Source organism: Pseudomonas sp. CCI1.1, from assembly GCF_034348165.1.
In the GTDB taxonomy this organism is placed as follows: domain Bacteria; phylum Pseudomonadota; class Gammaproteobacteria; order Pseudomonadales; family Pseudomonadaceae; genus Aquipseudomonas; species Aquipseudomonas paracarnis.
Genome location: NZ_CP133780.1, coordinates 3947199 through 3969583, shown reverse-complemented (window position 1 = coordinate 3969583; position 22385 = coordinate 3947199). Strand labels below are relative to the sequence as shown.

The 22385-nt window shown below is 55.8% G+C and carries 34 protein-coding genes; 33 read left to right on the top strand and 1 reads right to left on the bottom strand.

Annotated elements, in window-relative coordinates; all coding sequences use genetic code 11:
* Positions 1-16 precede the first annotated feature (16 nt).
* From tuf to bfr, 31 genes are all read left to right on the top strand, one after another.
* Positions 17-1210 (top strand): elongation factor Tu, encoded by a 1194-nt coding sequence (gene tuf / locus RHM69_RS17995; protein ID WP_003176426.1) that lies wholly within the window; start codon positions 17-19, stop codon positions 1208-1210.
* A gap of 157 nt (positions 1211-1367) precedes the next feature.
* Positions 1368-1679, top strand: a complete 312-nt coding sequence (gene rpsJ / locus RHM69_RS17990) for a 30S ribosomal protein S10 (protein WP_003186070.1) — start codon at positions 1368-1370, stop codon at positions 1677-1679.
* Between the two features lie 81 nt (positions 1680-1760).
* The gene (gene rplC, locus RHM69_RS17985) at positions 1761-2396 is read left to right on the top strand and encodes a 50S ribosomal protein L3 (protein ID WP_003194649.1); all 636 of its coding nucleotides are present in this window, start codon (positions 1761-1763) and stop codon (positions 2394-2396) included.
* 12 nt (positions 2397-2408) lie between these two features.
* On the top strand, positions 2409-3011 hold the full coding sequence (rplD, locus tag RHM69_RS17980; protein WP_003176424.1) for a 50S ribosomal protein L4: 603 nt from the start codon (positions 2409-2411) through the stop codon (positions 3009-3011).
* Positions 3008-3307, top strand: coding sequence for a 50S ribosomal protein L23 (gene rplW / locus RHM69_RS17975; protein ID WP_002555488.1), 300 nt, complete (start codon positions 3008-3010; stop codon positions 3305-3307). Before rplD ends, rplW begins: the two co-directional genes overlap by 4 nt.
* Positions 3308-3321: 14 nt before the next feature.
* Positions 3322-4146: a 50S ribosomal protein L2 gene (gene rplB, locus RHM69_RS17970; RefSeq protein ID WP_003186055.1), complete on the top strand. Its 825-nt coding sequence runs from the start codon at positions 3322-3324 to the stop codon at positions 4144-4146.
* 16 nt (positions 4147-4162) lie between these two features.
* Positions 4163-4438 carry a 30S ribosomal protein S19 gene (gene rpsS / locus RHM69_RS17965; RefSeq protein WP_002555486.1) on the top strand — a complete coding sequence of 92 codons (276 nt, stop codon included), beginning with the start codon at positions 4163-4165 and terminating at the stop codon, positions 4436-4438.
* 11 nt (positions 4439-4449) lie between these two features.
* Positions 4450-4782 (top strand): 50S ribosomal protein L22, encoded by a 333-nt coding sequence (gene rplV / locus RHM69_RS17960; protein ID WP_003103908.1) that lies wholly within the window; start codon positions 4450-4452, stop codon positions 4780-4782.
* Positions 4783-4795: 13 nt separating this feature from the next.
* The gene (gene rpsC, locus RHM69_RS17955) at positions 4796-5482 is read left to right on the top strand and encodes a 30S ribosomal protein S3 (RefSeq protein ID WP_003176422.1); all 687 of its coding nucleotides are present in this window, start codon (positions 4796-4798) and stop codon (positions 5480-5482) included.
* A 12-nt stretch (positions 5483-5494) separates the two neighbouring features.
* Complete coding sequence (gene rplP / locus RHM69_RS17950; protein ID WP_003176421.1) at positions 5495-5908, top strand: 50S ribosomal protein L16; 414 nt, start codon at positions 5495-5497, stop codon at positions 5906-5908.
* Positions 5908-6099: a 50S ribosomal protein L29 gene (gene rpmC / locus RHM69_RS17945; protein ID WP_002555481.1), complete on the top strand. Its 192-nt coding sequence runs from the start codon at positions 5908-5910 to the stop codon at positions 6097-6099. Before rplP ends, rpmC begins: the two co-directional genes overlap by 1 nt.
* Before the next feature lie 2 nt (positions 6100-6101).
* Positions 6102-6368 carry a 30S ribosomal protein S17 gene (rpsQ, locus tag RHM69_RS17940; RefSeq protein ID WP_003194644.1) on the top strand — a complete coding sequence of 89 codons (267 nt, stop codon included), beginning with the start codon at positions 6102-6104 and terminating at the stop codon, positions 6366-6368.
* A 23-nt stretch (positions 6369-6391) separates the two neighbouring features.
* A complete protein-coding gene (rplN, locus tag RHM69_RS17935) occupies positions 6392-6760 on the top strand; it encodes a 50S ribosomal protein L14 (RefSeq protein WP_002555479.1) in 369 nt (122 codons plus the stop codon).
* Between the two features lie 11 nt (positions 6761-6771).
* Positions 6772-7086 (top strand): 50S ribosomal protein L24, encoded by a 315-nt coding sequence (gene rplX, locus RHM69_RS17930; protein ID WP_003176416.1) that lies wholly within the window; start codon positions 6772-6774, stop codon positions 7084-7086.
* Positions 7087-7108: 22 nt separating this feature from the next.
* A complete protein-coding gene (gene rplE / locus RHM69_RS17925; RefSeq protein WP_003194642.1) occupies positions 7109-7648 on the top strand; it encodes a 50S ribosomal protein L5 in 540 nt (179 codons plus the stop codon).
* A gap of 13 nt (positions 7649-7661) precedes the next feature.
* On the top strand, positions 7662-7967 hold the full coding sequence (gene rpsN, locus RHM69_RS17920) for a 30S ribosomal protein S14 (protein ID WP_003176414.1): 306 nt from the start codon (positions 7662-7664) through the stop codon (positions 7965-7967).
* 208 nt (positions 7968-8175) lie between these two features.
* Positions 8176-8568, top strand: coding sequence for a 30S ribosomal protein S8 (gene rpsH, locus RHM69_RS17915; RefSeq protein WP_003176413.1), 393 nt, complete (start codon positions 8176-8178; stop codon positions 8566-8568).
* 12 nt (positions 8569-8580) lie between these two features.
* Positions 8581-9114 carry a 50S ribosomal protein L6 gene (rplF, locus tag RHM69_RS17910; RefSeq protein ID WP_003194640.1) on the top strand — a complete coding sequence of 178 codons (534 nt, stop codon included), beginning with the start codon at positions 8581-8583 and terminating at the stop codon, positions 9112-9114.
* 10 nt (positions 9115-9124) lie between these two features.
* Positions 9125-9475: a 50S ribosomal protein L18 gene (rplR, locus tag RHM69_RS17905; RefSeq protein ID WP_003186037.1), complete on the top strand. Its 351-nt coding sequence runs from the start codon at positions 9125-9127 to the stop codon at positions 9473-9475.
* Between the two features lie 3 nt (positions 9476-9478).
* Positions 9479-9979: a 30S ribosomal protein S5 gene (gene rpsE / locus RHM69_RS17900; protein WP_003176409.1), complete on the top strand. Its 501-nt coding sequence runs from the start codon at positions 9479-9481 to the stop codon at positions 9977-9979.
* 2 nt (positions 9980-9981) lie between these two features.
* Positions 9982-10158, top strand: a complete 177-nt coding sequence (rpmD, locus tag RHM69_RS17895; RefSeq protein ID WP_003176408.1) for a 50S ribosomal protein L30 — start codon at positions 9982-9984, stop codon at positions 10156-10158.
* A 3-nt stretch (positions 10159-10161) separates the two neighbouring features.
* Positions 10162-10599: a 50S ribosomal protein L15 gene (rplO, locus tag RHM69_RS17890; RefSeq protein WP_003176407.1), complete on the top strand. Its 438-nt coding sequence runs from the start codon at positions 10162-10164 to the stop codon at positions 10597-10599.
* Positions 10600-11928 carry a preprotein translocase subunit SecY gene (gene secY, locus RHM69_RS17885; RefSeq protein ID WP_003194637.1) on the top strand — a complete coding sequence of 443 codons (1329 nt, stop codon included), beginning with the start codon at positions 10600-10602 and terminating at the stop codon, positions 11926-11928.
* Between the two features lie 28 nt (positions 11929-11956).
* The gene (rpmJ, locus tag RHM69_RS17880) at positions 11957-12073 is read left to right on the top strand and encodes a 50S ribosomal protein L36 (protein WP_002555468.1); all 117 of its coding nucleotides are present in this window, start codon (positions 11957-11959) and stop codon (positions 12071-12073) included.
* Positions 12074-12202: 129 nt separating this feature from the next.
* Positions 12203-12559: a 30S ribosomal protein S13 gene (rpsM, locus tag RHM69_RS17875; RefSeq protein WP_003194635.1), complete on the top strand. Its 357-nt coding sequence runs from the start codon at positions 12203-12205 to the stop codon at positions 12557-12559.
* Between the two features lie 30 nt (positions 12560-12589).
* Entirely contained in the window at positions 12590-12979 is a 390-nt protein-coding gene (gene rpsK, locus RHM69_RS17870) for a 30S ribosomal protein S11 (RefSeq protein ID WP_002555466.1), read from the top strand.
* 18 nt (positions 12980-12997) lie between these two features.
* The gene (gene rpsD, locus RHM69_RS17865; protein ID WP_003176404.1) at positions 12998-13618 is read left to right on the top strand and encodes a 30S ribosomal protein S4; all 621 of its coding nucleotides are present in this window, start codon (positions 12998-13000) and stop codon (positions 13616-13618) included.
* Between the two features lie 22 nt (positions 13619-13640).
* Positions 13641-14642, top strand: coding sequence for a DNA-directed RNA polymerase subunit alpha (locus tag RHM69_RS17860; protein ID WP_003176403.1), 1002 nt, complete (start codon positions 13641-13643; stop codon positions 14640-14642).
* 41 nt (positions 14643-14683) lie between these two features.
* Complete coding sequence (rplQ, locus tag RHM69_RS17855; RefSeq protein WP_003176402.1) at positions 14684-15070, top strand: 50S ribosomal protein L17; 387 nt, start codon at positions 14684-14686, stop codon at positions 15068-15070.
* A gap of 237 nt (positions 15071-15307) precedes the next feature.
* Positions 15308-16756 carry a catalase gene (locus RHM69_RS17850; protein WP_014720152.1) on the top strand — a complete coding sequence of 483 codons (1449 nt, stop codon included), beginning with the start codon at positions 15308-15310 and terminating at the stop codon, positions 16754-16756.
* Between the two features lie 155 nt (positions 16757-16911).
* Positions 16912-17376 (top strand): bacterioferritin, encoded by a 465-nt coding sequence (gene bfr, locus RHM69_RS17845; RefSeq protein WP_003176400.1) that lies wholly within the window; start codon positions 16912-16914, stop codon positions 17374-17376.
* Positions 17377-17445: 69 nt separating this feature from the next.
* Here the strand turns inward: bfr and uvrA are convergent, their stop codons facing one another.
* Positions 17446-20280, bottom strand: coding sequence for an excinuclease ABC subunit UvrA (uvrA, locus tag RHM69_RS17840; protein WP_014720150.1), 2835 nt, complete (start codon positions 20278-20280; stop codon positions 17446-17448).
* A gap of 178 nt (positions 20281-20458) precedes the next feature.
* On the opposite strand from uvrA, the gene RHM69_RS17835 reads away from it, so the two are divergent.
* The gene (locus RHM69_RS17835; protein WP_014720149.1) at positions 20459-21853 is read left to right on the top strand and encodes an MFS transporter; all 1395 of its coding nucleotides are present in this window, start codon (positions 20459-20461) and stop codon (positions 21851-21853) included.
* A gap of 9 nt (positions 21854-21862) precedes the next feature.
* Positions 21863-22378 (top strand): single-stranded DNA-binding protein, encoded by a 516-nt coding sequence (locus RHM69_RS17830; protein WP_003232445.1) that lies wholly within the window; start codon positions 21863-21865, stop codon positions 22376-22378.
* Positions 22379-22385 lie beyond the last annotated feature (7 nt).

Sequence of the window (22385 nt, the reverse complement as noted above, 5' to 3'; positions counted from 1 at the left end):
CAAGGAGTTAATTGTCGTGGCTAAAGAAAAATTTGATCGTTCCCTACCGCACGTCAACGTTGGCACCATCGGTCACGTTGACCACGGTAAAACCACTCTGACTGCTGCTCTGACTCGCGTTTGCTCCGAAGTATTCGGTTCCGCAATCGTTGATTTCGATAAAATCGACAGCGCGCCAGAAGAGAAAGCTCGTGGTATCACCATCAACACCGCGCACGTTGAATACAACTCGCTGATCCGTCACTACGCTCACGTTGACTGCCCAGGTCACGCTGACTATGTGAAGAACATGATCACCGGTGCTGCCCAGATGGACGGCGCAATCCTGGTTTGCTCGGCCGCTGATGGTCCGATGCCACAAACCCGTGAGCACATCCTGCTGTCCCGTCAGGTTGGCGTTCCGTACATCGTGGTTTACCTGAACAAGGCTGACCTGGTAGACGACGCTGAGCTGCTGGAACTGGTTGAGATGGAAGTGCGCGATCTGCTGAGCACTTACGACTTCCCAGGTGACGACACTCCGATCATCATCGGTTCTGCTCGTATGGCTCTGGAAGGCAAAGACGATAACGAAATGGGCACCACGTCCGTTCGTAAACTGGTTGAGACTCTGGACAGCTACATCCCAGATCCAGTCCGTGTTATCGACAAGCCGTTCCTGATGCCAATCGAAGACGTATTCTCGATCTCCGGTCGCGGTACTGTTGTAACTGGTCGTATCGAGCGCGGTATCGTCAAGGTTCAAGATCCACTGGAAATCGTTGGTCTGCGTGACACTACCGTCACCACCTGCACCGGTGTTGAAATGTTCCGTAAGCTGCTCGACGAAGGTCGTGCTGGCGAGAACTGCGGCGTTCTGCTGCGTGGTACCAAGCGTGACGACGTTGAGCGTGGCCAGGTTCTGGTCAAGCCAGGTTCGGTTAAGCCGCACACCAAGTTCGAAGCTGAAGTATACGTACTGAGCAAAGAAGAAGGCGGTCGTCACACTCCGTTCTTCAAAGGCTACCGTCCACAGTTCTACTTCCGTACTACTGACGTGACTGGTAACTGCGAACTGCCGGAAGGCGTAGAAATGGTAATGCCAGGCGACAACATCAAAATGGTTGTCACCCTGATCAAAACCATCGCTATGGAAGACGGTCTGCGTTTCGCAATCCGTGAAGGCGGCCGTACCGTTGGTGCTGGCGTTGTAGCTAAAATCATCGAGTAATCTCTCTTTTGAGTGAGCTTTGATGTTTTGAGAAAGCCCCCGCTTAGCGGGGGCTTTTTTATTGGGTTGACACCTATCTAGGGCGTCTATAGAATTGCGCCTCCTTTTAACGGGCGTATTGCGCCCGGTGGGAATAGCAGCCGGAGTCTGAAATCCAATGCAAAATCAGCAAATCCGTATCAGGTTGAAGGCTTTTGACCATCGCCTGATCGACCAATCCACCCAGGAAATCGTGGAAACCGCGAAACGTACTGGTGCTCAAGTGCGTGGTCCAATTCCACTGCCTACCCGTAAAGAGCGGTTCACCGTTCTGGTCTCCCCGCACGTCAACAAAGACGCGCGTGACCAGTACGAGATCCGTACTCATAAGCGCGTACTGGACATCGTCCAGCCAACGGATAAAACCGTTGATGCACTTATGAAGCTCGATCTGGCGGCCGGTGTGGAAGTACAGATCAGCCTCGGCTAAGACTTGGGTCTTAGTCGTGTAACGCTCTGAAATGGGCGGCCATAGCGGGTGAAAGCCCCGTACACTCATGAGGTTTACAACATGACTATTGGTGTAGTCGGTCGTAAATGCGGTATGACCCGTATTTTCACCGAAGAAGGTGTCTCCATTCCGGTCACGGTCATTGAGATCGAACCGAATCGCGTCACCCAGTTCAAAACTGAAGAAACCGATGGCTATCGTGCAGTGCAAGTCACTGTCGGCGAGCGTCGTGCTTCGCGCGTGACTGCTGCTCAAGCAGGTCACTTCGCTAAAGCAAACGTTGCAGCTGGTCGTACTGTCATGGAGTTCCGTCTTGAAGACGGCGACTACCAGGCTGGCGATCTGATCAACGCTGAAATCTTCGCCGCTGGTCAACTGGTTGATGTAACCGGTCAGTCCAAAGGTAAAGGCTTCCAGGGTACGATCAAGCGTTGGAATTTCCGTGGTCAAGACAACACTCACGGTAACTCCGTTTCCCACCGCGTCCCGGGCTCTATTGGCCAGTGCCAGACTCCTGGTCGTGTATTCAAGGGCAAAAAAATGTCCGGTCATATGGGCGCTGAGCGCGTGACCGTGCAGTCCCTCGAAGTAGTGCGCGTCGACGCTGAACGCAATCTGTTGTTGGTCAAGGGTGCTGTTCCTGGCGCTACTGGCGGCAACCTGGTTGTACGTCCAGCGGCCAAGGCTCGCGGTTAAGGGGAAGCTGACATGCAATTAAATGTAAATGACGCTCAAGCGATCGAAGTTTCCGAACTGACATTTGGCGGCGAATTCAACGAGACGCTCGTTCACCAAGCAGTCGTGGCCTACATGGCCGGCGGCCGTCAAGGTAGCAAGCAGCAAAAGACCCGTTCCGACGTACGTGGTGGCGGTAAGCGCCCTTGGCGTCAGAAAGGCACTGGCCGTGCTCGTGCCGGTACTATCCGTAGCCCAATCTGGCGTGGCGGCGGTACCACTTTCGCAGCTCGTCCACAGGATCACTCTCAGAAGCTCAACAAGAAGATGTACCGCGCAGCACTGCGCTCCATCCTTGCTGAACTCGTGCGTACTGATCGTCTGGTCGTGGTTCAGGACTTCGCTGTTGAAAGTCCAAAAACCAAAGATCTGCTGGGCAAACTGAACAACATGAGCCTGACCGACGTTTTGATCGTGTCTGAAGCTGTTGATCAGAACCTGTACCTGGCTGCTCGCAACCTGCCACACGTTGATGTACGTGACGTGCAAGGTTCCGATCCAGTTAGTCTGATCGCATACGACAAGGTGTTGATCACCGTGTCGGCCGTGAAGAAATTCGAGGAGCTGCTGGGATGAACCAGGAACGCGTATTTAAAGTTCTGCTTGGCCCGCACGTTTCCGAAAAGGCTACGGTTCTGGCTGACAAGAAAGGCCAGTTCGTTTTCAAGGTTGCAACTGACGCAACCAAGCTGGAAATCAAGAAGGCCGTCGAAAGCCTGTTCAGCGTGAAAGTAGAGCGTGTTACTACCCTGAATGTTCTGGGTAAGAGCAAGCGCACTGCTCGCGGTCTGGGCAAGCGTAATGACTGGAAGAAGGCAGTTATCTCCCTTCAGCCAGGCCAAGATCTCGATTTCAGCAGCAGTGCTGAGTAAGGAAGGGGTGCATCATGGCAATCGTTAAATGCAAACCGACTTCCCCTGGCCGCCGTTTTGTGGTCAAGGTGGTCAACCAGGAGCTGCATAAAGGCGCTCCTCACGCACCGCTGCTCGAGAAAAAATCGAAGTCTGGTGGTCGTAACAACAATGGTCGCATTACCACTCGTCACATCGGTGGTGGCCATAAGCAGCATTATCGTCTGGTCGATTTCCGTCGCAACGACAAAGATGGCATCGCTGCCACTGTCGAGCGTATCGAATACGATCCAAACCGTACTGCTCACATCGCTCTGCTGCTGTACGCAGATGGCGAGCGTCGCTACATCATCGCCCCTAAAGGCGTGAGTGCTGGCGACCAGCTGATCGCAGGTGCTCTGGCACCGATCAAGCCGGGCAACGCTCTGCAACTGCGTAACATTCCAGTTGGTAGCACCGTACACGGCATCGAATTGAAGCCAGGTAAAGGCGCACAGATCGCTCGTTCCGCTGGTGCTTCGGCTCAGCTGATCGCTCGTGAAGGTGTCTACGTGACCCTGCGTCTGCGTTCTGGTGAGATGCGTAAAGTACTGGCTGAATGCCGTGCGACCCTGGGCGAAGTCTCGAACTCCGAGCACAGCCTGCGTTCGTTGGGTAAAGCTGGTGCCAAACGCTGGCGTGGCGTTCGCCCAACCGTTCGTGGTGTTGCCATGAACCCGGTTGACCACCCACACGGTGGTGGTGAAGGTCGTACCTCTGGTGGTCGTCATCCGGTATCGCCATGGGGCTTCCCGACTAAGGGCGCGAAGACTCGTGGTAATAAGCGTACCGACAAAATGATCGTCCGTCGTCGCAAGTAAATAGAGGGATACGACAGTGCCACGTTCTCTGAAAAAAGGTCCTTTTATTGATCTTCACCTACTGAAGAAGATCGAAGTGGCGGCGGAAAAGAACGATCGCAAACCAGTTAAGACCTGGTCGCGTCGTTCGATGATCCTGCCACAAATGGTCGGTCTGACCATCGCAGTACACAACGGTCGTCAACACGTCCCAGTTCTCGTTAACGAAGACATGGTCGGCCACAAACTGGGCGAGTTTGCCGGTACCCGCACTTATCGTGGGCACGTGGCAGACAAGAAAGCCAAGCGTTAAGGGGTTAGGAAATGGAAGTAGCCGCTAAGTTGTCGGGCGCTCGAATCTCCGCCCAGAAAGCCCGCTTGGTCGCCGACCAGATCCGCGGGAAGAAGGTGGGCGAAGCGCTCAACCTGTTGGCTTTCAGCAGTAAGAAAGCCGCCGAGATCATGAAGAAAGTGCTGGAGTCGGCCGTAGCCAACGCCGAGCATAACGAAGGCGCAGACGTTGATGACCTGAAGGTCAGCACCGTTTTCGTCAACGAAGGGCGTTCGCTGAAGCGCATCATGCCACGTGCCAAAGGCCGTGCTGATCGCATCGTCAAGCGGTCTTGCCATATCACTGTCAAGGTTGCTGACAAGTAACGGAGTCGAAGAGATGGGTCAGAAAGTACATCCCATTGGCATTCGCCTGGGAATCGTCAAGGAGCACACCTCCGTCTGGTACGCAGACGGTCGGACTTATGCGGACTACTTGTTCGCTGATCTGAAGGTGCGTGAGTATCTCCAAGACAAACTAAAAAGCGCGTCCGTAAGCCGTATCGATATCCATCGTCCGGCCCAAACTGCACGTATCACCATCCACACCGCTCGTCCAGGTATCGTTATCGGGAAGAAAGGTGAAGATGTTGAGAAACTGCGTCAGGACCTGACCAAGCAAATGGGTGTGCCTGTGCACATCAATATCGAAGAGATCCGCAAGCCGGAGCTCGACGGTATGCTGGTTGCGCAGAGCGTAGCTCAGCAGCTGGAGCGTCGCGTAATGTTCCGTCGCGCTATGAAGCGCGCCGTACAGAACGCCATGCGCATTGGTGCCAAAGGCATCAAAATCCAAGTGAGCGGTCGTCTCGGCGGTGCTGAAATCGCACGTACTGAATGGTATCGCGAAGGTCGTGTGCCACTGCACACCCTGCGTGCCGACATCGACTATGCCAACTACGAAGCTCACACCACTTACGGTGTGATCGGTGTAAAGGTTTGGATCTTCAAAGGCGAAGTAATTGGTGGTCGCCAAGAAGAACTGAAACCACAAGCACCAGCGCCTCGTAAAAAAGCTGCTAAGTAAGGGGTACGCCAAATGTTGCAACCTAAGCGTACGAAGTTCCGCAAGCAGATGACAGGCCACAACCGTGGTCTGGCTCAGCGCGGTAGCAAAGTCAGCTTCGGCGAGTTCGCGCTGAAGTCTGTAGCTCGTGGTCGTCTCACCGCTCGTCAGATCGAGTCAGCGCGTCGTGCTCTGACCCGTCACGTAAAACGTGGCGGCAAGATCTGGATCCGTGTATTCCCGGACAAGCCGATCTCCAAAAAGCCTCTCGAGGTTCGGATGGGTAAAGGTAAGGGTAACGTGGAATACTGGGTAGCCCAGATTCAGCCAGGCAAAGTCCTGTATGAAATCGAGGGTGTTTCTGAAGAGCTGGCGCGTGAGGCTTTCGCCCTGGCTGCTGCAAAGCTGCCGCTCGCCACCTCCTTTGTTAAACGGACGGTGATGTGATGAAAGCGAATGAACTTCGTGAAAAATCCGCACAGCAGCTGAACGAGCAACTGCTCGGCCTGCTGCGCGACCAGTTCAATCTGCGTATGCAGAAAGCAACTGGCCAGTTGGGGCAGTCTCATCTGCTCTCGCAAGTTAAGCGTGACATCGCTCGCGTGAAGACTGTGCTCAACCAGCAGGCAGGTAAGTGATCATGGCTGAAGCCGAAAAGACTGTCCGTACGCTGACTGGCCGTGTTGTCAGCGACAAGATGGACAAAACCATCACCGTTTTGATCGAGCGTCGCGTTAAGCACCCGATCTACGGTAAATATGTTAAGCGTTCGACTAAGCTGCACGCGCACGACGAAACCAATCAGTGCCACATCGGCGACAAGGTCACTATTCGTGAAACTCGTCCGATGGCCAAGACCAAGTCTTGGGCACTGGTTGATGTTCTCGAACGCGCTGTGGAAGTCTAAGGACTAGGGGTCGGAGAAATTATATGATTCAGACTCAATCCATGCTCGATGTGGCCGATAACAGCGGCGCTCGCCGTGTTATGTGCATCAAGGTGCTGGGTGGCTCCCATCGTCGTTACGCTGGTATCGGTGACATCATCAAAGTTACCGTGAAGGAAGCAATTCCTCGCGGTAAGGTGAAAAAAGGCCAAGTGATGACTGCTGTTGTAGTCCGCACTCGTCACGGCGTACGTCGTGCTGATGGCTCCATTATCCGCTTTGATGGCAACGCTGCTGTTCTTCTGAACAACAAGCAAGAGCCGATCGGCACCCGTATCTTTGGGCCAGTGACCCGTGAACTTCGTACTGAGAAGTTCATGAAGATCGTCTCGCTCGCCCCAGAAGTGCTGTAAGGAGATCCGACATGCAAAAGATTCGTCGTGACGACGAGATCATCGTGATCGCCGGCAAAGACAAAGGTAAGCGCGGTAAGGTGCTTAAGGTTCTCGCCAATAACCGTCTGGTTATCGGTGGTCTGAACCTGGTCAAGCGTCATACCAAGCCTAACCCGATGTCGGGCGTGCAGGGCGGTATCGTCGAGAAAGAAGCTCCGCTGGACGCTTCTAACGTCGCCATCTTCAACGGCGAAACCAACAAGGCTGACCGCGTTGGTTTCAAAGTAGAAGACGGTAAGAAAATTCGTGTCTTCAAGTCGACCCAAAAAGCGGTTGATGCTTGAACACTGCTAGGTAGATTAGACCATGGCACGACTACAAGAGATTTACCGGAAGGAAATCGCCCCTAAGCTTAAGGAAGAACTTAAGCTCGGGAACGTGATGGAAGTTCCGCGCGTCACCAAAATCACCCTGAACATGGGTCTGGGCGAAGCGATCGGCGACAAAAAAGTCATCGAGCACGCTGTTGCTGACCTGGAAAAGATCACCGGTCAAAAAGTCGTTGTGACTTACGCTCGGAAATCCATCGCTGGCTTTAAAGTCCGTGAAGGTTGGCCGATCGGCGTCAAAGTGACTCTGCGCCGTGAGCGTATGTACGAATTCCTGGATCGTCTGCTGTCGATCTCCCTGCCTCGGGTCCGCGACTTCCGCGGCCTGAATGCCAAGTCCTTCGATGGTCGTGGTAACTACAGCATGGGCGTGAAAGAGCAGATCATCTTCCCGGAAATCGACTACGACAAGATCGATGCTCTCCGCGGTCTGGACATCACCCTGACCACCACTGCCAAGAACGATGATGAAGGCCGCGCTCTGCTGCGTGCGTTCAAATTCCCGTTCCGCAACTGATTGGAGTAGGACCATGGCCAAGATGAGCATGAAAAACCGCGAGCTGAAGCGTCAGCTCACGGTTGCCAAGTACGCCAAGAAGCGTGCAGCACTGAAAGCAATCATCGTTGATCTGAACGCAAGTCCAGAAGCGCGTTGGGAAGCTACAGTTGCTCTGCAGAAGCAGCCACGTGACGCAAGCGCTTCGCGCATGCGTAACCGCTGCCGCCTGACCGGTCGTCCACACGGCGTTTACCGCAAGTTCGGCCTCGGCCGTAACAAACTGCGTGAAGCGGCAATGCGTGGTGACGTACCAGGTCTGGTTAAAGCCAGCTGGTAAGTACTTTCAACGTCCAGGTGGTCGGAATCGCAAGATACTGACCGCCGGTGACCTTGAATCTGGATCAAGCCCCTTTTGGGGCTTGTTTCATTTCTGGAGTATGTCTAAAATACGCGGCTCGCCTGAGCCCGTGTTTTTTGTGCTCGGAGATTCTCGGCGACATATGTAGCCGCAAGGCTAATTTTTTTGTATTAGGAGCGTCTAGCCCATGAGTATGCAGGACCCGTTAGCGGACATGCTAACTCGTATCCGTAATGCCCAGATGGCTGAAAAGTCCGTCGTAAGCATGCCATCTTCCAAGTTGAAGGTAGCTGTTGCCAAAGTCCTGAAAGACGAAGGCTACATTGCGGGTTATCAGATCAGCAGCGAAATCAAACCACTGCTGTCCATCGAGCTGAAGTACTTCGAAGGCCGTTCGGTCATCGAGGAAGTGAAGCGCGTTAGCCGTCCAGGCCTGCGTCAGTACAAGTCCGCTGAAGATCTGCCGAAAGTTCGTGGCGGTCTGGGCGTGTCTATCGTCTCCACCAACAAAGGTGTGATGACGGATCGTGCTGCGCGCGCTGCCGGTGTCGGCGGCGAAGTACTTTGCACTGTGTTCTAAGGGGGGATAAGCATGTCTCGCGTCGCTAAGAACCCCGTTAAGCTGCCAGCCGGTGTCGAAGTCAAATTCGCAGGCCAACAGCTTTCGGTGAAGGGTGCCAAGGGTACTCTTGAACTGAACATCCATTCGTCCGTTGAGATCGTTGAAGAAGCTGGTGAGCTGCGTTTCGCTGCTCGCAATGGCGATCAACAAACTCGCGCAATGGCCGGTACCACGCGTGCGTTGGTAAACAACATGGTCCAAGGCGTAAGCCAAGGCTTCGAGCGTAAGCTCCAGCTGGTCGGTGTTGGTTACAAAGCGCAAGCAAAAGGCACGGTTTTGAACCTTGCCCTTGGCTTCTCGCACCCAGTGGATTACGAACTGCCAGCGGGCATCACTGCTGAGACTCCTAGCCAGACCGATATCCTGATCAAGGGCATCGACAAGCAGCTGGTAGGTCAAGTGGCCGCTGAGATCCGCGACTTCCGTCCACCAGAGCCGTACAAAGGCAAAGGTGTGCGCTACGCGGACGAAGTCGTCCGTCGTAAAGAAGCCAAGAAGAAGTAGGGCATAGCAAATGACCGACAAAAAAGTTACTCGACTGCGTCGCGCTCGCAAAGCACGCCTGAAAATGCACGAACTCGAAGTCGTGCGTCTCTGCGTGTTCCGCTCGTCGCAGCACATCTACGCCCAGGTCATCTCGGCCGACGGCAACAAAGTCCTGGCAAGCGCCTCGACTTTGGATAAAGAACTGCGTGATGGTGCCACTGGCAACATCGACGCGGCCACAAAGGTTGGCCAGCTGGTCGCTACGCGTGCTAAGGCCGCTGGCGTCTCGCAAGTGGCTTTCGACCGCTCTGGCTTCAAGTACCACGGCCGCGTGAAAGCGCTGGCTGATGCTGCTCGTGAAGCTGGGCTGGAGTTCTAAGTTATGTCAAATAACGACCAAAAGCGCGACGAAGGCTACATTGAGAAGCTGGTTCAAGTTAACCGCGTAGCCAAAACCGTTAAAGGCGGCCGTATCTTCACTTTCACCGCGTTGACCGTGGTGGGTGATGGTAAAGGGCGTGTTGGCTTCGGCCGTGGCAAGTCACGTGAAGTGCCTGCCGCGATCCAGAAGGCAATGGAAGCTGCTCGTCGCAACATGATCCAAGTTGATCTGAACGGCACCACTCTGCAGTACGCAATGAAGTCCGCTCACGGCGCTTCGAAGGTGTACATGCAGCCTGCTTCTGAAGGTACCGGTATCATCGCTGGCGGCGCTATGCGTGCTGTCCTCGAAGTTGCTGGCGTTCAGAACGTTCTGGCCAAGTGCTATGGCTCGACTAACCCGGTAAACGTGGTTCACGCCACTTTCAAGGGTCTGAAGGCTATGCAATCTCCTGAGTCCATCGCTGCCAAGCGTGGTCTGACTGTCAAGGAGATCTTCTGATCATGGCTACCGTTAAAGTAACGCTGATCAAAAGCATGACCGGCCGCATCCCTAACCACAAATTGTGCGTTAAAGGTTTGGGTCTGCGTCGCATCGGTCACACTGTAGAAGTCCAGGATACTCCCGAGAATCGCGGGATGATCAACAAGGCTTACTACATGCTGCGTGTAGAGGGTTAATCGATGAAACTCAATGATCTGAGTCCAGCGCCGGGTTCCCGTCGCGAAAAGCATCGTCCGGGCCGTGGTATCGGTAGTGGTTTGGGTAAGACCGGTGGCCGTGGCCACAAGGGTCAAACCTCCCGCTCCGGTGGCACCATTGCTCCAGGCTTTGAAGGCGGTCAACAGCCGCTGCATCGTCGCCTGCCTAAGTTCGGTTTCGTATCCCTGAAAGCCATGGATCGCGCAGAAGTGCGTCTGTCCGAGCTGGCTAAAGTGGAAGGCGACATCGTTACTGTGCAGACCCTGAAAGATGCCAACGTGATCAACGTCAACGTACAGCGTGTGAAAATCATGCTGTCCGGTGAAGTGACTCGCGCTGTCACTATCGGCAAGGGAATCGGCGCCACCAAAGGTGCGCGTTCGGCTATCGAAGCAGCTGGCGGCAAGTTCGAGGAATAAATGGCTAAGCAAGGTGCTCTCTCAGCGCTCGGCAAAGGCGGTATGTCTGAACTTTGGGCTCGTCTGCGTTTTCTGTTCCTGGCGATTATCGTCTACCGAATAGGCGCACACATCCCGGTTCCAGGTATCAACCCGGACCGACTCGCAGACCTGTTTCGACAGAATGAGGGGACCATTCTTAGCTTGTTCAACATGTTTTCCGGCGGCGCGCTGGAGCGGATGAGCATCTTTGCACTGGGGATCATGCCGTACATTTCGGCATCGATCATCATGCAACTGATGACAGCCGTCAGCCCGCAGCTGGAGCAGTTGAAGAAGGAAGGTGAAGCTGGCCGTCGCAAGATTAGCCAGTACACCCGCTACGGCACTGTCGTCCTCGCCCTGGTTCAAGCTATCGGCATGTCCGTTGGCCTGGCGGGGCAGGGCGTTGCGTTCACTGGTGACTTTGGCTTCCATTTCGTCGCGGTATCCACGTTTGTGGCTGGTGCGATGTTCATGATGTGGCTGGGTGAGCAGATTACTGAGCGTGGTGTTGGCAACGGTATCTCGATGTTGATTTTCGCAGGTATCGTCGCCGGTCTTCCGAGAGCAATCGGGCAGTCTTTCGAGTCTGCGCGTCAGGGTGATATCAATATCTTCGCCTTGGTTGCCATCGGTTTGCTGGCAGTAGCGATTATCGGTTTTGTGGTGTTCATTGAGCGTGGCCAGCGTCGTATTGCTGTTCACTACGCCAAGCGTCAGCAGGGCCGTAAGGTCTTCGCTGCGCAGACCAGCCACTTGCCGCTGAAAGTGAATATGGCCGGTGTTATTCCGGCAATTTTCGCGAGCAGCATCTTGCTGTTTCCGGCTTCGTTGGGTACCTGGTTTGGTCAGTCTGAAAATATGGGCTGGCTGCAGGACCTCTCTCAGTCGATCGCTCCTGGTCAGCCGTTGAATATTCTGCTGTTTAGTGCAGGGATTATTTTCTTCTGCTTCTTCTATACGGCGTTGATGTTCAATCCGAAAGACGTAGCGGAAAACCTGAAGAAGTCCGGTGCCTTTATTCCGGGCATCCGTCCAGGTGAGCAGTCGGCACGCTACATTGATGGCGTTCTGACTCGTTTGACCCTGTTCGGTGCTCTATATATGACGGCCGTGTGCTTGTTGCCCCAGTTCCTGGTGGTTGCAGCAAACGTTCCGTTCTACCTTGGCGGGACCTCGTTGCTGATCGTGGTCGTGGTTGTGATGGACTTCATGTCCCAAGTACAATCGCACCTCGTTTCGCACCAGTACGAATCCCTGATGAAGAAAGCCAACCTGAAGGGCTACGGCAGCGGCATGTTGCGCTGAGTACCCCATAAGGTTCGAGGAGTTGGTGATGAAAGTTCGTGCATCGGTGAAAAAGCTGTGCCGTAACTGCAAGATTATTCGCCGCGAAGGTGTTGTTCGAGTAATTTGCAGCGCGGAACCGCGTCACAAACAGCGCCAAGGCTGAGTGTGATCCGCTTGAAGCCCGGCAGCTAGTGCGCTGCCGGGTTGATTATTTGTTATTACAGCGATATTATCTCGCGCCCTATTTCTTGGCTTCCGGGGCGTAGGTAGCTGTCAATTGGAGTCCCACTGAATGGCCCGTATTGCAGGCGTTAACATTCCAGATAACAAGCACACTGTTATCTCGCTGACCTACATCTATGGTGTTGGTCGCACTACTGCGCAGAAAATTTGCGCAGTTGCTGGGGTAAACCCAGCCGCTAAGATCAAGGATCTGAGCGACGAGCAGATTGAACAGCTGCGTGGCGAAGTGGCGAAGTTCACCACTGAAGGTGACCTGCGTCGCGAAATCAACATGAAAATCAAGCGTTTGATGGACCTCGGTTGCTATCGCGGTCTGCGTCATCGTCGTGGTCTTCCAGTACGCGGTCAGCGTACCAAGACTAACGCGCGTACCCGTAAAGGTCCGCGTAAGCCGATCCGCAAGTAATCGCCCCAGCGAATCGACAGGAAAATTATCATGGCAAAACCTGCTGCTCGTCCTCGTAAAAAAGTTAAAAAGACAGTGGTTGATGGCATCGCCCACATCCATGCATCTTTTAACAACACAATCGTGACCATCACCGACCGTCAAGGTAACGCGCTTTCTTGGGCTACCTCCGGTGGTTCGGGTTTCCGCGGTTCCCGCAAGTCCACCCCGTTTGCTGCTCAAGTAGCTGCTGAACGTGCTGGTCAAGCTGCGCTGGAATACGGCCTGAAAAACCTCGACGTTAACGTCAAGGGTCCAGGTCCAGGTCGTGAGTCTGCTGTCCGTGCTTTGAACGGCTGTGGCTATAAGATCGCCAGCATCACCGACGTGACGCCAATCCCGCACAACGGGTGCCGTCCGCCGAAGAAGCGCCGCGTGTAATCCAGGAGATTGTAAAGAATGGCTCGTTACATTGGTCCAAAATGCAAACTCGCTCGTCGCGAAGGCACCGATCTCTTCCTGAAGAGCGGCGTGCGCGCGATCGAATCGAAGTGCAACATTGAAGCAGCACCTGGTATCCACGGCCAACGCCGCGGTCGCCAGTCCGACTACGGCACCCAACTGCGTGAAAAGCAGAAGGTCCGTCGTATCTACGGCGTTCTCGAGCGTCAGTTCAGCGGCTACTACAAAGAAGCTGCTGGCAAGAAAGGTGCAACCGGTGAAAACCTGCTGCAACTGCTCGAATGCCGTCTGGACAACGTTGTATACCGTATGGGCTTCGGTTCGACTCGTGCCGAATCCCGTCAGCTGGTATCGCACAAGTCGATCAGCGTTAACGGTCAGACCGTAAACGTTCCGTCCTACCAGGTTCGTGCTGGTGACGTGGTCGCAGTTCGCGAGAAAGCAAAAAACCAACTTCGCATTGTCCAAGCTCTCGATCTGTGTGCCCAACGTGGCCGCGTAGAATGGGTAGAAGTAGACACTGAGAAGAAGTCGGGCGTTTTCAAGAACGTTCCTGCTCGCAGTGATCTGTCCGCCGACATCAACGAAAGCCTGATTGTCGAGCTCTACTCCAAGTAAGGGCTAGAAAATAGGTGCATCCATGCAGATTTCGGTAAATGAGTTCCTGACACCCCGCCACATTGATGTGCAGGTTGTCAGTCCAACCCGCGCCAAAATTACTCTCGAGCCTCTCGAGCGTGGTTTTGGCCACACCCTGGGCAACGCGCTGCGCCGCATCCTGTTGTCCTCAATGCCCGGCTGTGCAGTAGTCGAGGCCGAGATTGACGGTGTGCTCCACGAGTACAGCGCCATCGAAGGTGTACAGGAAGACGTAATTGAAATCCTGTTGAACCTTAAAGGTCTGGCTATCAAGCTGCACGGCCGTGACGAAGTTACGCTGACCTTGTCGAAGAAGGGTTCGGGGGTGGTTACCGCTGCCGATATTCAGCTGGATCATGATGTCGAGATCGTTAACCCCGATCACGTAATCGCTAACCTGGCGTCTAACGGCGCCCTGAACATGAAGCTCACTGTAGCTCGTGGTCGTGGTTATGAACCGGCCGACTCGCGTCAGAGCGATGAAGACGAAAGCCGCAGCATTGGTCGCTTGCAGCTTGACTCTTCGTTCAGCCCGGTTCGCCGTATCGCATACGTGGTGGAAAACGCCCGTGTCGAGCAGCGTACTAACCTGGACAAGCTGGTTATTGATCTGGAAACCAACGGTACCCTGGATCCTGAAGAGGCTATCCGCCGCGCTGCAACCATTCTGCAACAGCAGTTGGCTGCGTTCGTCGACCTCAAAGGTGACAGCGAACCAGTGGTAATCGAGCAGGAAGACGAGATCGATCCGATCCTGCTTCGCCCGGTTGACGATCTGGAACTGACTGTACGTTCGGCTAACTGCCTTAAGGCGGAAAACATTTACTACATCGGTGACCTGATCCAGCGCACCGAAGTAGAACTGTTGAAGACTCCGAACCTGGGCAAGAAATCCTTGACTGAAATCAAGGACGTTCTGGCCTCCCGCGGTCTGTCCCTCGGCATGCGCCTCGACAACTGGCCGCCTGCAAGTCTTAAGAAGGACGACAAGGCGACTGCCTGATCGTCGTAATCACCGAACGTGAGTTTGGTAAGGAATGAACCATGCGTCATCGTAAAAGTGGTCGTCACCTGAGCCGTACCAGCTCGCACCGCAAGGCCATGTTCCAAAACATGGCGGTGTCGCTGTTCGAGCACGAGCTGATCAAAACTACACTGCCGAAAGCTAAAGAACTGCGTCGCGTTGCTGAGCCGCTGATCACTTTGGCCAAGACAGACAGCCTGGCTAACCGCCGTCTGGCTTTCGACCGTACTCGTTCGAAAGCTATCGTTGGTAAGCTCTTCAACGACCTGGGCAAGCGTTACGCTACCCGTGAGGGTGGCTACCTGCGCATCCTCAAGTGCGGTTTCCGCGCTGGCGACAACGCGCCTATGGCGTACGTCGAGTTGGTTGATCGTGCTACTGCCGGCGAAGCTGTAAGCGCCGAGTAAGACGACAAGCTGCAACGAAAAACCGGGCCTAGTGCCCGGTTTTTTGTGCGCGTAACAAAAGCGCAACTTATACAAGCTTCCATAGGCCGGGCGCTGCACTATAGCGAACGGAGTGTTGTTAGTTATTCTCTATCGATGCCTGCAATTTAATGAATTTGTAGGCGTGGTGTTGATGATCAATACTCCCTCCAAGCCGATTAGCCGGCAGTTCCAAGTCCGACCTGAGGAAGATTGAGCATGAGCCAGAATAAAGTCCTTACCACCGCCAGCGGTGCTCCCGTTGCGGATAACCAGAACTCCCGTTCCGCGGGCCCTCGTGGTCCGTTGTTACTCGACGATTTCCACCTGATCGAGAAGCTCGCTCACTTCAACCGTGAAAACATCCCTGAGCGTCGCGTGCACGCCAAAGGATCGGGCGCCTACGGTACGTTCACAGTCACCCGTGACATCACCCAGTACACCAGCGCCAAGCTGTTCGAATCTGTTGGCAAGCAAACGCCGACATTCCTGCGATTCTCCACTGTAGGCGGTGAGCGCGGTTCTGCTGACACTGAACGTGATCCACGTGGCTTTGCCTTGAAGTTCTATACCGAAGAGGGTAACTGGGACATCGTGGGTAACAACACTCCCGTGTTCTTTATTCGTGATCCGCTGAAATTCCCGGATTTTATCCACACCCAGAAACGCCTGCCGCAGAGCAACCTGAAAAGCGCGCAGATGATGTGGGACTTCTGGTCGCACTCACCAGAGGCGCTGCATCAGGTCACCATTCTGTTTTCGGACCGTGGCATCCCGGACGGCTATCGCCACATGCATGGTTTCGGCAGCCACACTTACAGTCTGATCAATGCCCAGGGTGAGCGTCATTGGGTGAAGTGGCACTACAAGACTAAGCAAGGCATCAAGAACCTGGCGCCGGCCGAGGCCGCCCGCTTGGCGGGAACCGATCCTGATTACGCCCAGCGTGATCTGTTTGGTGCAATCGAGCGCGGTGACTTCCCCAAGTGGCGCGTGTGCATCCAGATCATGACCGAGGCACAGGCGAACGCCCATTACGAGAACCCGTTTGACGTGACCAAGACCTGGTCGCAAAAAGAATTCCCGTTGATTGAAGTGGGTGAGCTGGAGCTCAATCGTAATCCGCAGAACTACTTCGCCGAAGTCGAGCAGGCCGCATTTGGCCCAAGCAACATGGTCCCAGGCGTTGGCCTGTCGCCGGACCGTATGCTGCAAGGTCGGGTTTTTGCCTACGCCGATGCGCACCGCTACCGTGTGGGCACCAACCACCAGCAACTGCCGGTGAACGCACCACGTAGCCCGGTTAACAGCTACCAGCGTGACGGCTCCATGGCTTTCGGTAGTAACGGCGGTGCGGCTCCGAACTACGAGCCAAACAGCTATGCAGACGCACCGAAACAAGCCCCGCAGTATGCAGAGCCAGCATTGACCCTGAGCGGCGCGGCTGATCGCTACGATCATCGCGAAGATACGGACTACTACAGCCACGCCGGTGCGCTGTTCCGTCTGATGAATGATGAGCAGAAAGCCCTGCTCACCAATAACATCGCCGGTGCTATGGGTGGCGTTTCCAGCGATGTGGTCCAGCGTCAACTGCAGCACTTCTATAAGGCCGACCCGGCTTATGGAGAAGCAATCGCAAAGGCACTGGGTGTATCGCTTAACTGACTCTAAACGATAAGCAGAACCGCCCTCATTTGGGCGGTTTTTGCGTTATTTCAGCTACTTTTCTCCGGAAATCTTCACTTTTCTGCCGTTTGTCCCGTGACCTTCAAGTCAGCATGGTTCAAACTACAGTCTTTCAAGCAGGGAGATGTAGGGCGATGCAAGGTCACCCCGACGTAATCGATTACCTCAACACGTTGCTGACGGGCGAACTGGCAGCTCGTGACCAATATTTCATCCATTCGCGTATGTACGAAGACTGGGGCTTTACCGAGCTCTACGAGCGTATCAACCACGAAATGGAAGAAGAGGCACAGCACGCTGATGCCCTGATGCGCCGCATTCTGATGCTCGAAGGCACGCCGCGTATGCGTCCTGATGATCTGGACGTGGGTACCACAGTGCCTGACATGCTCGCTGCCGATCTTCGCCTTGAGTACAAGGTCCGTGCTGCACTCTGCAAGGGCATCGAGCTTTGTGAGCAGCACAACGACTATGTCACCCGGGAAATACTGCGAGTGCAGTTGAATGACACCGAAGAAGATCACACCTACTGGCTGGAAAAGCAGTTGGGCCTGATCAAGCTGATCGGCCTGGAGAATTACCTGCAATCGCAGTTCTGATTCCCGGCTATAAAAAAAAGCCCCTGTCACCGCAAAGTGGCAGGGGCTTTTTATTGGACGATGAAAAGATCAGGCCCGATCGCGTTCCAGCAATGGTTTCAGGTAGTAACCGGTGTGCGACTGCGGCATTTCGGAAACCTGCTCTGGCGTGCCCACTGCGATGATCTGGCCACCCTTCGAACCACCTTCCGGCCCCAGGTCTACCAACCAGTCGGCCGTCTTGATCACATCAAGGTTGTGCTCAATCACCACCACGGTATTGCCGTGGTCCCGCAAGCGGTGCAGTACGTCCAGCAACTGCTGGATATCCGCGAAGTGCAGGCCAGTGGTCGGCTCATCGAGGATGTACAAGGTTTTGCCGGTATCACGCTTGGACAGCTCGCGAGACAGCTTGACCCGCTGCGCTTCACCACCCGACAGCGTGGTCGCTGATTGCCCCAGCTTGATGTACGACAGGCCTACATCCATCAGCGTCTGCAGCTTGCGCGCCAACGCCGGCACGGCGTCGAAGAACTCGCGAGCTTCCTCGATTGTCATCTCCAGGGTTTCATGGATGCTCTTGCCCTTGTACTTGATCTCCAGGGTCTCGCGGTTGTAGCGCTTGCTCTTGCACACATCGCACGGCACGTAGATGTCGGGCAGGAAGTGCATCTCCACCTTGATCAGGCCGTCGCCCTGGCAGGCTTCGCAGCGCCCACCCTTGACGTTAAACGAGAACCGGCCCGGCCCATAACCTCGTGAACGCGACTCGGGTACGCCAGCGAACAGCTCGCGGATAGGCGTAAACAGCCCGGTGTAGGTGGCTGGGTTGGAACGCGGTGTGCGTCCAATCGGGCTCTGGTCGATGTCGACGACCTTGTCCAGATGCTCCAGGCCTTTGATGCTGTCGTGGGCCGCAGCTTCCAGAGTGGTCGCGCCGTTCAGGGCGGTGGCACTCAGTGGGAACAAGGTGTTGTTGATCAGCGTCGACTTGCCCGAACCGGAAACACCGGTCACGCAGGTCAGCAGGCCCAGCGGAATCTCCAGGTCGACATTGCGCAGGTTGTTCCCGCGCGCGCCCTTGAGGTGCAGAGCCATCTTTTTGTTGCGCGGCGTACGCTTGGCGGGCACTTCGATCTTCACCCGGCCAGACAGGTACTTGCCGGTCAACGAGTCCGGATGTGCCATCACTTCGGCAGGCGTGCCCTCGGCAACGATATGGCCACCATGCACACCCGCGCCCGGGCCGATATCGACCACGTAGTCCGCCAGGCGGATAGCGTCTTCATCATGCTCGACCACGATCACGGTATTGCCGATATCGCGCAGGTGTTTCAGCGTGCCCAGCAGGCGGTCGTTATCCCGTTGGTGCAAGCCAATCGACGGCTCATCGAGGATATACAGCACGCCCACAAGGCCCGCGCCAATCTGGCTGGCCAGACGGATTCGCTGTGCTTCACCGCCCGACAAGGTATCGGCGCTACGGTCCAGCGACAGGTAGTCCAGGCCAACGTTGACCAGGAACTGCAGACGCTCGCGAATTTCCTTGAGGATCTTGTCGGCAATTTCCCCGCGTCGCCCGGTGAGCTTGAGTACGCCAAAGTATTCACACGCATCGCCGATCGGCAGGTTGGTCACTGCTGGCAGGGTCTTTTCGCCTACCCACACGTGACGTGCCTCACGACGCAGGCGGGTGCCACGGCAATCCGGGCAAGGCTGAGTACTGAGGAATTTTGCCAGTTCTTCACGCACGCTTGCCGATTCGGTCTCGCGGTAGCGACGCTCCAGGTTCGGCACGATGCCTTCGAACGGGTGCGAGCGCTTGACGATGTCGCCACGGTCGTTCAGGTACTTGAAGTCGACATTCTGCGAACCGCTGCCATGCAGAATGACCTTCTGCTGGTCTGCCGGCAGCTGGTTGAACGGCACTTCCAGGCTGAACTTGTAGTGCGAGGCCAATGATCCGAGCATCTGGAAATAGTAGACGTTACGCCTGTCCCATCCGCGTATCGCCCCCTCGGCCAGGGTCAGGTCACCATTGACCAGGCGCTTGATATCGAAAAACTGCTTCACACCCAGGCCGTCGCAAGTCGGGCAGGCGCCGGCCGGGTTGTTGAAGGAAAACAGCTTGGGTTCCAGCTCACTGATGGCATGGCCACAGATCGGGCAGGCGAAGCGCGCGGAGAAGATGATCTCTTCGCCCGGCTCGTCATCCATCGGCGCTACGAGGGCAATGCCATCGGCCAGCTTCAGCGCGGTTTCGAACGATTCCGCCAAACGCTGCTGCAAGTCGGCGCGCACCTTGAATCGGTCGACCACCACGTCAATGGAGTGCTTTTTCTGCTTGTCCAGCTTCGGCGCTTCGTCCAGCTCATAGAGCTTGCCGTTGATGCGCGCCCGCACGAAGCCCTGGGCACGCAGTTCTTCGAAGACCGACAGGTGTTCACCCTTGCGCTCGCGAATGACGGGCGCCAGCAGCATCAGCTTGGCGCCCTCTGGCTGGGCCAGTACCAGGTCGACCATCTGGCTGACGGTCTGGGCTTCCAGGGGAATATCGTGGTCTGGGCAGCGCGGAATGCCCACGCGCGCATACAGCAGGCGCAGATAGTCGTAGATTTCGGTAATGGTACCCACGGTGGAGCGCGGGTTGTGGGACGTGGATTTCTGCTCGATGGAAATAGCCGGCGACAGGCCTTCAATGGTGTCGACATCGGGCTTTTCCATCATCGACAGGAACTGCCGGGCGTAGGCCGACAGGGATTCCACATAGCGACGCTGACCTTCGGCATACAGCGTGTCGAACGCCAGGGACGATTTGCCGGAGCCGGACAAGCCGGTGATGACGATCAGTTTGTCCCGGGGCAGGGTCAGGTCGATGTTCTTCAGGTTGTGGGTTCTAGCCCCACGAATCAGGATCTTGTCCAAGATGGCCTCGCACGGCGGGCGTAAATGATGCCGGAGTATACGGCTAAAGACTGGATGAATATACACTGTCAAAACGCCGCTTGCAGCCTTACATGAAAGCTGCGCGGCAAAGCGCCGCATATACCCTCTCAATCGATGGGACTGGTAGAATCGCCGCCGGTTCACACGAGGTTTTTCCATGCACGATCCCCACAGCGAACGCATGAGTAGCGGCGAGACCCGAGCGGCAAGCGGTCTGGCCCTGGTGTTCGCTTTCCGTATGCTGGGCATGTTTATGGTGTTGCCGGTGCTGGCCACCTATGGGATGGATCTCGCAGGGGCGACCCCCGCCTTGATCGGCCTGGCGATTGGCGCCTATGGCCTGACCCAGGCAATTTTCCAGATTCCGTTCGGGATTATTTCCGACCGCATTGGCCGTCGCCCGGTGATCTATCTCGGGCTGATCGTATTCGCCCTTGGCAGTGTGCTAGCGGCCCAGTCCGATTCGATCTGGGGCGTGATCGCCGGGCGCATCCTGCAGGGCGCAGGGGCAATTTCCGCCGCCGTGATGGCGTTGCTGTCGGACCTGACCCGCGAACAACACCGCACCAAGGCCATGGCGATGATCGGCATGACCATCGGCCTGTCGTTTGCCGTGGCCATGGTGGTCGGCCCCTTGCTCACGCGCGCGTTCGGCTTGCATGGGCTGTTCCTGGCCACGGGCGGCATGGCGTTGTTCGGCATCCTGATCGTGGCTTTTATGGTGCCGCGCTCCACCGGCACCCTGCAGCATCGTGAATCGGGCGTCGCACGCAAGGCGTTGCTGCCGACGCTCAAGCACCCGGACCTGCTGCGCCTGGATTTAGGTATCTTCGTATTACACGCCATGCTGATGTGCAGCTTCGTCGCCTTGCCCCTGGCCCTGGTGGAAAAAGCCGGTCTGCCCAAGGAACAGCACTGGTGGGTCTACCTCACTGCGCTGTTGATTTCGTTCTTCGCCATGATCCCGTTCATCATCTATGGCGAGAAGAAACGCAAAATGAAACGAGTTTTACTCGGCGCCGTCGCGACATTGATGCTCACTGAACTATTCTTCTGGCAGTTCGGCGACAGCCTGCGAGCATTGGTGATCGGAACGGTGGTGTTTTTCACCGCCTTCAACCTGCTCGAAGCGTCGTTGCCGTCACTGATCAGTAAAGTTTCACCGGCAGGCGGCAAGGGTACGGCCATGGGGGTGTATTCCACCAGCCAGTTCCTGGGTTCCGCGTTGGGCGGCATCATGGGCGGCTGGATGTTCCAGCATGGCGGTTTGTCGGTTGTGTTCCTCGGATGCGCCGGGCTGGCTGCACTTTGGCTGGTCTTTGCTGTTACCATGCGCGAACCTCCCTACGTCACCAGTCTGCGTTTGCCGCTATCGCCCGAGGCGATCCGCGAAGCCGGCCTGGTAGAGCGCCTGAAGGCTGTCGTAGGGGTAACGGATGCAGTCGTGGTCGCTGAAGAGGCGGCCATTTACATCAAATTGGACACCGAATTATTGGATCGCGCGACGCTCGAGCAACTGGTCAACCCAGTGCCGACAGCGCGCCCAGCCTAGGAGAACGTTATGGCCCGTGGGGTTAACAAAGTCATATTGGTCGGTACTTGCGGCCAGGATCCCGAAGTTCGCTACTTGCCTAACGGTAACGCCGTGACCAACCTGAGCCTGGCGACCAGCGAACAGTGGACCGACAAGCAGACCGGCCAGAAGGTCGAGAAGACCGAATGGCACCGCGTGTCGATGTTCGGCAAGGTCGCAGAGATCGCCGGTGAATACCTGCGCAAAGGTTCGCAGGTCTACATCGAAGGCAAACTGCAAACCCGTGAGTGGGAAAAAGACGGCATCAAGCGTTACACCACCGAAATCGTGGTCGACATGCAAGGCACCATGCAACTGCTGGGTGGCCGTCCACAGGGCGACCAACAGGGCCAGGGCGGCATGTCCAACTCGGCACCGCGCCCACAGCAGTCGCGTCCACAGCCAAGCCAGCAGCCACAGCGTGAGTCGCGCCCAGCACCACAGCAGGCTGCTCCGCAACCGGCTCCGGATTTCGACAGCTTTGATGACGATATCCCGTTCTAGAATGCAC

Bases quoted from the DNA above. Each gene is read 5' to 3' on its own strand.
- rpmD (WP_003176408.1), top strand. From the start codon at position 9,982: ATGGCTACCGTTAAAGTAACGCTGATCAAAAGCATGACCGGCCGCATC.
- rplD (WP_003176424.1), top strand. From the start codon at position 2,409: ATGCAATTAAATGTAAATGACGCTCAAGCGATCGAAGTTTCCGAACTG.
- rplB (WP_003186055.1), top strand. From the start codon at position 3,322: ATGGCAATCGTTAAATGCAAACCGACTTCCCCTGGCCGCCGTTTTGTG.
- rpsQ (WP_003194644.1), top strand. From the start codon at position 6,102: ATGGCTGAAGCCGAAAAGACTGTCCGTACGCTGACTGGCCGTGTTGTC.
- rpsN (WP_003176414.1), top strand. From the start codon at position 7,662: ATGGCCAAGATGAGCATGAAAAACCGCGAGCTGAAGCGTCAGCTCACG.
- RHM69_RS17835 (WP_014720149.1), top strand. From the start codon at position 20,459: ATGCACGATCCCCACAGCGAACGCATGAGTAGCGGCGAGACCCGAGCG.
- rplQ (WP_003176402.1), top strand. From the start codon at position 14,684: ATGCGTCATCGTAAAAGTGGTCGTCACCTGAGCCGTACCAGCTCGCAC.
- rpsM (WP_003194635.1), top strand. From the start codon at position 12,203: ATGGCCCGTATTGCAGGCGTTAACATTCCAGATAACAAGCACACTGTT.
- rplP (WP_003176421.1), top strand. From the start codon at position 5,495: ATGTTGCAACCTAAGCGTACGAAGTTCCGCAAGCAGATGACAGGCCAC.
- rplW (WP_002555488.1), top strand. From the start codon at position 3,008: ATGAACCAGGAACGCGTATTTAAAGTTCTGCTTGGCCCGCACGTTTCC.
- RHM69_RS17850 (WP_014720152.1), top strand. From the start codon at position 15,308: ATGAGCCAGAATAAAGTCCTTACCACCGCCAGCGGTGCTCCCGTTGCG.
- rplF (WP_003194640.1), top strand. From the start codon at position 8,581: ATGTCTCGCGTCGCTAAGAACCCCGTTAAGCTGCCAGCCGGTGTCGAA.
- rpmJ (WP_002555468.1), top strand. From the start codon at position 11,957: ATGAAAGTTCGTGCATCGGTGAAAAAGCTGTGCCGTAACTGCAAGATT.
- rplE (WP_003194642.1), top strand. From the start codon at position 7,109: ATGGCACGACTACAAGAGATTTACCGGAAGGAAATCGCCCCTAAGCTT.
- rplN (WP_002555479.1), top strand. From the start codon at position 6,392: ATGATTCAGACTCAATCCATGCTCGATGTGGCCGATAACAGCGGCGCT.
- RHM69_RS17860 (WP_003176403.1), top strand. From the start codon at position 13,641: ATGCAGATTTCGGTAAATGAGTTCCTGACACCCCGCCACATTGATGTG.
- secY (WP_003194637.1), top strand. From the start codon at position 10,600: ATGGCTAAGCAAGGTGCTCTCTCAGCGCTCGGCAAAGGCGGTATGTCT.
- rplX (WP_003176416.1), top strand. From the start codon at position 6,772: ATGCAAAAGATTCGTCGTGACGACGAGATCATCGTGATCGCCGGCAAA.
- rpsC (WP_003176422.1), top strand. From the start codon at position 4,796: ATGGGTCAGAAAGTACATCCCATTGGCATTCGCCTGGGAATCGTCAAG.
- rplC (WP_003194649.1), top strand. From the start codon at position 1,761: ATGACTATTGGTGTAGTCGGTCGTAAATGCGGTATGACCCGTATTTTC.
- rplV (WP_003103908.1), top strand. From the start codon at position 4,450: ATGGAAGTAGCCGCTAAGTTGTCGGGCGCTCGAATCTCCGCCCAGAAA.
- rpsJ (WP_003186070.1), top strand. From the start codon at position 1,368: ATGCAAAATCAGCAAATCCGTATCAGGTTGAAGGCTTTTGACCATCGC.
- rplR (WP_003186037.1), top strand. From the start codon at position 9,125: ATGACCGACAAAAAAGTTACTCGACTGCGTCGCGCTCGCAAAGCACGC.
- rplO (WP_003176407.1), top strand. From the start codon at position 10,162: ATGAAACTCAATGATCTGAGTCCAGCGCCGGGTTCCCGTCGCGAAAAG.
- rpsD (WP_003176404.1), top strand. From the start codon at position 12,998: ATGGCTCGTTACATTGGTCCAAAATGCAAACTCGCTCGTCGCGAAGGC.
- rpsE (WP_003176409.1), top strand. From the start codon at position 9,479: ATGTCAAATAACGACCAAAAGCGCGACGAAGGCTACATTGAGAAGCTG.
- rpsH (WP_003176413.1), top strand. From the start codon at position 8,176: ATGAGTATGCAGGACCCGTTAGCGGACATGCTAACTCGTATCCGTAAT.
- rpmC (WP_002555481.1), top strand. From the start codon at position 5,908: ATGAAAGCGAATGAACTTCGTGAAAAATCCGCACAGCAGCTGAACGAG.
- RHM69_RS17830 (WP_003232445.1), top strand. From the start codon at position 21,863: ATGGCCCGTGGGGTTAACAAAGTCATATTGGTCGGTACTTGCGGCCAG.
- bfr (WP_003176400.1), top strand. From the start codon at position 16,912: ATGCAAGGTCACCCCGACGTAATCGATTACCTCAACACGTTGCTGACG.
- rpsK (WP_002555466.1), top strand. From the start codon at position 12,590: ATGGCAAAACCTGCTGCTCGTCCTCGTAAAAAAGTTAAAAAGACAGTG.